The sequence below is a fragment of the Yoonia sp. genome (genome assembly GCF_036007805.1).
Classification (GTDB): Bacteria; Pseudomonadota; Alphaproteobacteria; order Rhodobacterales; family Rhodobacteraceae; genus Yoonia.
This window is the reverse complement of record NZ_DASYOK010000264.1, coordinates 1-5,502: the sequence shown is the minus strand read 5'-3', so window position 1 is coordinate 5,502 and position 5,502 is coordinate 1. Positions and strand designations below refer to the sequence as shown.

Here is a 5,502-nt window from a genome sequence, read left to right as displayed (position 1 = left end):
CCCCACCCTGCCTGCACGTCCCGGCGTGGGCTACAAGGCCCAGCACTACACCAACATCATGGAGCAGCCCGGCCCGCTTGGATGGCTGGAAATCCATGCCGAGAATTACATGGGCGACGGCGGCCGCCCGATTGCGCAACTTCGCCACCTTGCCGAAAGCTTTCCCATCTCTGTCCACGGCGTGGGGCTGTCGATCGGCGGCGAAAGCGATCTTGACGCAGAACACCTTGCCCGTCTCAAGCACCTGATTTCATGGCTCAACCCTGCCAGTTTCTCTGAGCATCTGGCGTGGTCCACGCACGACAGCCATTTCTACAACGACCTGCTCCCGCTCCCCTACACCCCGCGGACACTCGACCGTGTCGCCTCTCACATCAACCAAGTCCAAGACACGGTCGGGCGCCCCATGCTGCTGGAAAACCCCTCCAGCTATCTGGCATTCGCCGAAAGCACGATGTCAGAAACAGATTTCCTGCGCGCACTCACACAACGCACGGGTTGTGGTTTGCTGCTGGACGTCAACAACGTCTTTGTCAGCGCCACCAACCTTCAGACCTCACCGCAAGACTATATCGACGCCTTTCCGCTCGCCGCTGTTGGTGAAATCCACCTTGGCGGACATGACGAGGATGAAGACGAAACAGGTGCCCCCCTCTTGATCGACAGCCACGGCAAAGCGGTGGTTGATCCGGTCTGGGCCCTGCTGGATTACACGCTTGCCAAATGCGGGCCCAAACCGCTCCTGATAGAATGGGATACGGATGTGCCCGCATGGCCTGTTCTGTCCGGCGAAATCGCGCGCGCCGATCATGCACTTGCCTTGGTGGCATCATGACCGTCACACAAGCCGCTTTCAGGGCCGCGATGCTCAATCCGGCATCAGCGGTGCCCACCGGCATCGTCAACCCCGATGGCAAACCCGCGAGCAAACGCTTTGATGTCTACCGCAACAACGTGGCTGTCGGTCTATCTGACGCGTTGGAAGCAGCATTCCCTGTCGTGCGCAAACTGGTCGGCGATGAATTCTTTCGCGCGATGGCGGGTGTTTACCTGCGCCAGCATCCGCCCAAGACTCCGCTGATGATGTTTTACGGTGACGCAATGCCCCAGTTTCTGGCCCGTTTCAAACCAACGCAATCCTTTAGCTACCTGCCCGATATCGCCCGGATCGAGCTTGCCATGCGCCATGCCTATCATGCCGCTGATACAGCACCGATTGCAGCCGAGGCGCTGACGGCTCTAGCACCTGATGCGCTGATGGGTGTCCGACTGCGCATTGCTCCTGCCATACAGACGATCAGCTCAAACTATCCAATCCACGCAATCTACCGCGCCAACACGGAACCCGACGCACCCAAACCGGTGATGCGGCCCGAGGCTGTGATGATCACACGGGCCGGTTTTGATCCGACATTGCATCTGATCAATGCCGCCGCCGCAACCTGCATTGATGCGCTCAAAGCGGGGGAAACCCTGGGCCAGACCATCGCGACCGCAGATGACAGTCTTGATCTGGGTGCTGTCCTTGGGCTGCTTCTGGCGCAGGGCGCCGTGACTGAAATTTACTGAAAGGCCCATTGCAATGACCACCATGCCGCTTTCCCAGTTGGCCCAGCCGATCAACCGCCTTGGCGATGCGATCCTCCCGATACTCGCACGGCTGGTTTTTGCCGGTGTCCTGCTGGTGTATTACTGGAATTCAGGTTTGACCAAACTGGGCGACGGGATTTTCGGGTTTTTGCAACCTTCTGCCGGTGCCTATGTTCAGATCTTCCCAAAGGCCATGGAAGCAGCAGGCTATGACACATCGCAACTCACAGTCTTTCACTGGGCTGTGGCGACAGGCGGCACCATTGCAGAGTTTCTTTTGCCACTCCTGATCGTGATCGGGCTTTTCACACGCCTCGCAGCGATCGGCATGATTGGTTTTGTTATCATACAATCCCTGACCGACCTTTTCGGGCACGGCGGTATCAGCCACGAAGGCACGTTGGGCGCGTGGTTTGACCGTATGTCCGATGCGCTGATCCTTGATCAACGGGCGTTCTGGGTGCTTTGCCTGATGATCCTGGTGCTGAAAGGTGCAGGCGCGCTGTCCGTGGACCGTCTGATCTTCAGAAATGCGCCTTAGGCTCGTCGGGTTTGCCCGCCGCAATCGCGAGCAAGCCACCGAGTGCCACAAAGCCGATCGGGAACATCGTTCCCACATTGAACCCGAAGGCCGCATAGAAACAAAATGCGCTAACCAGCATCAAAAGACCGCCCCAAAGGGCGCGGGCCTTGGCCATAGCGCCGCCGGCAATCGCCAGAAGCGGTGCGATAAAGCTGGCAAAACGGATAAAGCCCGGGTTCTCAAGAAAGCCGAAAAGCTCGCCCACCTCGGAATGACGCTCAGACAATTCGGCATATCCGTAACCGAACAGACCGACAAGAATGCCAATCAGACCACCGATGAGGCCAAGTACGCTTGCGGCGTTGCGCATTGTTCGTCTCCTTACTGCTCAAATCATCACATAAGCAGTCAAACGTCAGTCGCCAAGGTATTTTGCCTGAACATCCGCTTTCCAGCCGATGGTCCATGCACCATCCACCTCGATTACAGGCCGTTTCATCAGCGTCGGATGAGCGGCCATAAGATCCGCCGGGTCTGCGGCCTTTTCGGTATCGGTCAGACCGCGCCATGTGGTTGAGGCGCGATTGATCGCGGCATCACCGAACTGCGCAATAATCGCAGTGCGATCCGCCTCGGAGACACCATCGGCACGCACGTCAATCACTTGCGGGCTATGTCCAGCCGAAGCCAGCGCCTTGAGCGCTTTTCGACATGTATCGCACGACTTTAAACCAAAAAACCGCATTTTGCCTCCATTTTCAGCAATAAATCACCAGATAACGCCAATGCGACCTTGTGTCATTTGCCTTTTGCACAAAACCGATAATTCTTAAGGGGTGAAGACTAAGGGAAGTCCGCTGATCGCGGGGCCCAAGTCCTGCCCAACCCTACGGGGTGCGATAATTTAAGGAGAGCGGAGCATGCCAAGTGGCACCGTAAAATGGTTTAATACGACAAAAGGCTACGGGTTTATTGCGCCCGACGATGGCGGCGCGGATATTTTCGTCCATATTTCAGCAGTGGAACAATCCGGCCTGACCGGGCTTGCCGACGACCAGAAAGTCACCTTCGAGCTGATCGAAGGACGTGACGGGCGCAAGATGGCGGGCAATATCGCCAAAGCCGGGTAAGACAGTTTACCGCTTTGTGACGCAGGCAGGCCGTTTCGGCCTGCTAATCGCGTTTGTTCTGCCGCATGCGGCTGCGGACAAGTTCCATGACATCTGCAGACTGCATCTCTTTCTGCACGCGTGGCGACGTTTGGGATGCGGCGGCCAGATGGGCGTCCATGGACATGTCAAAGGCGTTCTGGGCATCGTTTTCGCGGGCCAGATGGTTCAGGAAGGCCAGCGCGCCACCGGCGCATTGCAGGCTGAAAGCCCAGAGATAAAACACGATCAGCAGGGCCAGAAACACGCCCGTTTCGAGCCCGAGCAGGTCAAGCAGTTCCGCGCCTTCCATCGTCTCAACCTGGCTCGCCGCCATGGCCAAAGCCTCGCCAAATCCGAGCATGAAGCAGATCAAAGTCACGAGCGGCACAGCAAGCCCCCAGAGCACGTAGGACAAAATCGTCAAGGGCAGCAACGACCAAAACGCGCTGCCAAATCCGTAGAAGGGCGTATGGGCGCGGCCGCTGGGGTCTGCGCCGATGCTGGCACCGGCAAAGGGTGTCAAAAGGGCCGCGCGCAGGCTAACGACAAACAGGCCGCCCACCGCGAAAATAATCAGGGTGATGACCGGACTGACCGACATAAGCTGTTGTAATAAAACATCTTCGTCCATTTCAATCAATTGGCCGAGGTCCTGCCATGTCAGCGGTGTTGCCAGCACATAAACCACACTGCTCAGCGCCACGATCAAGAGCACGCAAAGCGCCTCGAAAAGACCGTAACCGACGGCCGGAAGCACCAGCCCGGCAGCGGAATTGCGCACGCTGGCGCCGCGCGCACGCAACCCCAGACGCGTACCGACCATTGTGGGCAGGACGCTTGCGCCAACGGCGAAAAAGCCGATCAGCAGGATGGATACAAGCGGTGCGATAAAGGCCGTCACAAAGACCAGAAAGCCTGCGACGATGCCCAGCATGATCAGGGCGATGGTCATGAAAGGGAACACCAGTGCCAGCCGCCACAGGATGTTAAAGGAAAACGGGATCGCACGTAGAAAGGTCAAGGCAATGCTCCTGTCAACCGCTGTTGCCCCGACTATGGCGGCAGTTCCTGCGACATGGAATATAAACTTTTGGACCCGTCCCGCTGTGTGGCTTTGCTGCGCTGCGCGGGCGCGGAGGGGTCTGTGACGCAAAGGGGCGCGCGCAGGTGTTCATCATCAGGGGATACGGGGGTTCGGGGCGTATGATTTGCGTACACAACCTGTACACAGCCTGTACATACAAATGTGCGCCGGTCGCAGGGTTAACGCGCCGTGCGGGGCAAGTGTTGACGGGGCGTTAACCACGCCCGTGCGATCGTGACGCATGTCCAGCTATCGCCGCCCCAGACGCGCGGGGGCCACCGTCTTCTTTACCGTGAATTTGGCGGACCGGTCGTCGGATCTACTGCTGCGCGAGATTGCCATTTTGCGGCAGGCCGTCGCACAGACGCGGGCGGCGCGGCCGTTCAAGATCGACGCTTGGGTCGTGTTGCCCGATCACATGCATTGCGTTTGGACCTTGCCCGCAGGGGATGCGGATTATTCGGGCCGCATGGGTGAAATCAAAGGGCGCTTCACACGCATGCTCCGTAGGTCGGGGCCCGCCCCGACTCCCCCCGTTCATAACAGGCACGGCGTTGTCGGTGGCAGGACAAGAGTCGGGGAGAATCCCGCCCACCGTGCCGAAGCGCCCATTTGGCAAAAGCGGTTTTGGGAACACCACATCCGCAATGACCGCGATTATGCCGCGCATATCAATTATTGTTGGATCAATCCGGTCAAGCACGGTTTGGTCTCGGCTATCCGCGATTGGCCGTATGCGTCATGGCATCGCGATAACCCGTAGGTCGGGGCCCGCCCCGACAAGCCGGTGGGTGATATGGGGTGTTGGGGTGGGAGTCGGAGACAAACACGCAACCCAAAGCACAGGCCTTGTCATTTTTCCCGTAGGTCGGGGCCCGCCCCGACGAGCAGGTGGGTGGCTTGTGGTGTTGGGGTGGGAGTCGGGGCAGGCCCCGACCTACGGGGTGCTAAAACTTAGATACCTCGAGTTTCCTTTCTAGCATTTGGTCTTTCCAATCACCGTAAGTGGTGTTCGATCCTTCAACTAACCAGTCAGTCCGCCCATTCCTCGAAGTACCAAACAAAAACACCGCTGCTGCACTTGGACTAGAAAAGGAAATGTCTTGATCAATACGAAAATTTTTGTCGTTGATGCGAACAGCCCGCTCAGTTTC

General features: G+C 58.1%; 9 protein-coding genes. 5 read left to right on the top strand and 4 right to left on the bottom strand.

Annotated features, from left to right (window positions below; genetic code table 11):
* Nucleotides 1-7: 7 nt before the first annotated feature.
* From bufB to VGP75_RS14325, 3 genes are read left to right on the top strand one after another with little or no spacing between them, the layout of a single operon-like run.
* Nucleotides 8-835 (top strand): MNIO family bufferin maturase, encoded by an 828-nt coding sequence (gene bufB, locus VGP75_RS14335; RefSeq protein ID WP_327544316.1) that lies wholly within the window; start codon nt 8-10, stop codon nt 833-835.
* Nucleotides 832-1,569 (top strand): HvfC/BufC N-terminal domain-containing protein, encoded by a 738-nt coding sequence (locus tag VGP75_RS14330; protein ID WP_327544315.1) that lies wholly within the window; start codon nt 832-834, stop codon nt 1,567-1,569. The genes bufB and VGP75_RS14330 overlap by 4 nt, the downstream gene beginning before the upstream one ends.
* Before the next feature lie 13 nt (nt 1,570-1,582).
* Complete coding sequence (locus VGP75_RS14325; protein WP_327544314.1) at nt 1,583-2,131, top strand: DoxX family protein; 549 nt, start codon at nt 1,583-1,585, stop codon at nt 2,129-2,131.
* Here VGP75_RS14325 and VGP75_RS14320 read toward each other — a convergent pair.
* Both VGP75_RS14320 and VGP75_RS14315 read right to left on the bottom strand, forming a co-directional pair.
* On the bottom strand, nt 2,115-2,483 hold the full coding sequence (locus VGP75_RS14320; RefSeq protein ID WP_327544313.1) for a hypothetical protein: 369 nt from the start codon (nt 2,481-2,483) through the stop codon (nt 2,115-2,117). The genes VGP75_RS14325 and VGP75_RS14320 overlap by 17 nt on opposite strands.
* A 45-nt stretch (nt 2,484-2,528) precedes the next feature.
* Nucleotides 2,529-2,858, bottom strand: coding sequence for an arsenate reductase family protein (locus tag VGP75_RS14315; RefSeq protein ID WP_327544312.1), 330 nt, complete (start codon nt 2,856-2,858; stop codon nt 2,529-2,531).
* A gap of 175 nt (nt 2,859-3,033) precedes the next feature.
* Here VGP75_RS14315 and VGP75_RS14310 point away from each other — a divergent pair, with 175 nt between their 5' ends.
* Nucleotides 3,034-3,243 (top strand): cold-shock protein, encoded by a 210-nt coding sequence (locus tag VGP75_RS14310; protein ID WP_327544311.1) that lies wholly within the window; start codon nt 3,034-3,036, stop codon nt 3,241-3,243.
* A gap of 43 nt (nt 3,244-3,286) precedes the next feature.
* Here the strand turns inward: VGP75_RS14310 and VGP75_RS14305 are convergent, their stop codons facing one another.
* Nucleotides 3,287-4,285 carry a hypothetical protein gene (locus VGP75_RS14305; protein WP_327544310.1) on the bottom strand — a complete coding sequence of 333 codons (999 nt, stop codon included), beginning with the start codon at nt 4,283-4,285 and terminating at the stop codon, nt 3,287-3,289.
* A gap of 304 nt (nt 4,286-4,589) precedes the next feature.
* Between VGP75_RS14305 and VGP75_RS14300 the strand changes: the two genes are divergently transcribed.
* Complete coding sequence (locus VGP75_RS14300) at nt 4,590-5,111, top strand: REP-associated tyrosine transposase (protein ID WP_327544309.1); 522 nt, start codon at nt 4,590-4,592, stop codon at nt 5,109-5,111.
* A gap of 184 nt (nt 5,112-5,295) precedes the next feature.
* Here the strand turns inward: VGP75_RS14300 and VGP75_RS14295 are convergent.
* Nucleotides 5,296-5,502 (bottom strand): DUF4357 domain-containing protein (locus tag VGP75_RS14295; RefSeq protein WP_327544308.1); only part of this gene is annotated, 207 nt, incomplete at its 5' end.